The sequence below is a fragment of the Moorena sp. SIO4E2 genome (assembly GCF_010671945.1).
GTDB lineage: Bacteria > Cyanobacteriota > Cyanobacteriia > Cyanobacteriales > Coleofasciculaceae > Moorena > Moorena producens.
Genome location: NZ_JAAHIE010001049.1, coordinates 1 through 1,847 on the forward strand (window position 1 = coordinate 1; position 1,847 = coordinate 1,847).

A 1,847-nucleotide genomic window follows, 5' to 3' on the forward strand; every position below is an offset into this window, starting at 1 on the left:
CAAACGCTCAGGTAGTGGTTTAGGACTATATCTTTCCAAACGAATTCTCGAAGCTCATCAAGGAACGATCAAAGTTAAGTCTGAGTTGGGTAAGGGGACTTTGTTTACTGTAACATTGCCGAATCATCCTTAAGAGCAAGGAGACTCCCGTTATACCCGAAGGGTTAGCGGGAGACGGGGCTTATAAAGTGCGGACGCAGGTTCCGCACACAGCCCCTCAGGAATTGTGTCCACTTGACATTTCACACGGAACAGCTTAAAATGTGAGCATGAATGAAAAAGCTTACCGTTACCGTTTTTACCCAACCCCTGAACAGGAGAATCTGTTGAGGAGAACTCTAGGTTGTGTAAGGCTTGTTTACAACAAAGCTTTAGACGCTAGGACGAAAGGATGGTATGAACACCAAAAACGGATCAGCTATAAAGAAACTTCCTCAATGTTGACAGAGTGGAAAAAACAGGATGACTTATTATTTTTAAATGAAGTCAGTTGTGTTCCACTTCAACAGGGATTAAGACACCTTCAAACTGCTTTTACGAACTTCTTTGCGGGTTGCACTAAATATCCAAACTTCAAGAAAAAGCGGAATGGTGGTAGTGCAGAATTCACCAAATCTGCATTTAAATGGAAGGATGGCCAGATCTATTTGGCTAAATGCAAAGAACCTTTGCCTATTCGGTGGAGTCGTCAGTTACCTGCAAACTGCAATCCAAGTACCGTTACAATTAGTTTAGATCCGTCCAATCGTTGGCATATCTCAATCAGGTTTCATGACCATAGAGACTTGAGTTTGCCCCCAACGGATAAACGAGTTGGCTTTGATCTAGGAATTACCAGTCTAATTACAACCAGTGACGGGGATAAAATTGCCAACCCCAAGCATTTCAAAAAGCTAAAGAAAAAACTGGCTAAATACCAAAAAGCTTTGTCGCGAAAACAGAAGGGATCTAACAATCGTAACAAAGCCAGGTTAAAGGTTGCCAGGGTACACGCAAAAATCAAAGACGCTAGAAGAGATTTTACTCACAAGCTAACTACTCAACTGGTCTCAGAAAACCAATTGATTGCGTTTGAGGACTTAGCTGTAAAAAACATGGTCAAAAATCACAAACTAGCTCAGGTAATCAGTGATGCAAATTGGGCAGAAATAATCCGTCAGGTCAAGTACAAGTCAGAGTGGTACAACCGTAAAGCTGTTTCTATTGACAGATGGTTTCCCAGTAGTAAGTTGTGTTCTGTATGCCTCAATCGCGTCGAATCTTTACCTCTAAGCATCCGAGAGTGGGATTGTCCATTGTGTAACACTCACCACGATCGCGATATTAACGCATCAATTAATATTTTGGCGGCAGGGCTTGCCGTGTCAGTCTGTGGAGCGACCATAAGACCTGAACAGAGTAAGTCTCGGAAGGCGGGTGCGAAAAACTCCCAAAAAGGGAGAAGGAAGCAGAAACCTAAGTCGTGAGTCTTAGGAATCCCCCGCTATAATCGCCAGATTTAGCGGCGGGAGGATGTCAAGTTGACGGTTAACTAGACTTGCCAGAAGTCTATTCTGATTTTGAGCTATTTTTGAGGAAAGTCGGCACTAATCAGGCAAAAGGTTATGTCTAACGAGATGGGATTGAGCGATCGCTATTTTGAATTAATTGATGACATTGTCAAAACTACCCTGAAGGGGAAAATCCGTTCTAAATCCCAGGTCTATCAGATGTTGGTGGCGGGCGTTCAGGTTGGCACTGGGGAAATTTTTGAACGTTGCCTTGATCAGCGCTTCGATATGACTCAGGCAGAAATAGATAATCCTAAAAGTGAATTGAAGCAAGCCAAGGCAATTCGGAAACTCAGG

Annotated in this window: 2 protein-coding genes and 1 pseudogene; all 3 read left to right on the plus strand. The window is 43.0% G+C overall.

Annotated elements, in window-relative coordinates:
* Positions 1-133 (plus strand): ATP-binding protein (locus tag F6K37_RS40470; RefSeq protein ID WP_287256930.1); only part of this gene is annotated, 133 nt, incomplete at its 5' end.
* A gap of 136 nt (positions 134-269) precedes the next feature.
* Positions 270-1,466: an RNA-guided endonuclease InsQ/TnpB family protein gene (locus F6K37_RS40475; RefSeq protein ID WP_071105613.1), complete on the plus strand. Its 1,197-nt coding sequence runs from the start codon at positions 270-272 to the stop codon at positions 1,464-1,466.
* Between the two features lie 138 nt (positions 1,467-1,604).
* Positions 1,605-1,847, plus strand: a pseudogene (locus tag F6K37_RS40480) (tetratricopeptide repeat protein); the annotation flags it as partial.

What these genes read in the sequence shown, in the direction of transcription:
- F6K37_RS40475 (WP_071105613.1), top strand. Translation starts at nt 270, where the DNA reads ATGAATGAAAAAGCTTACCGTTACCGTTTTTACCCAACCCCTGAACAG.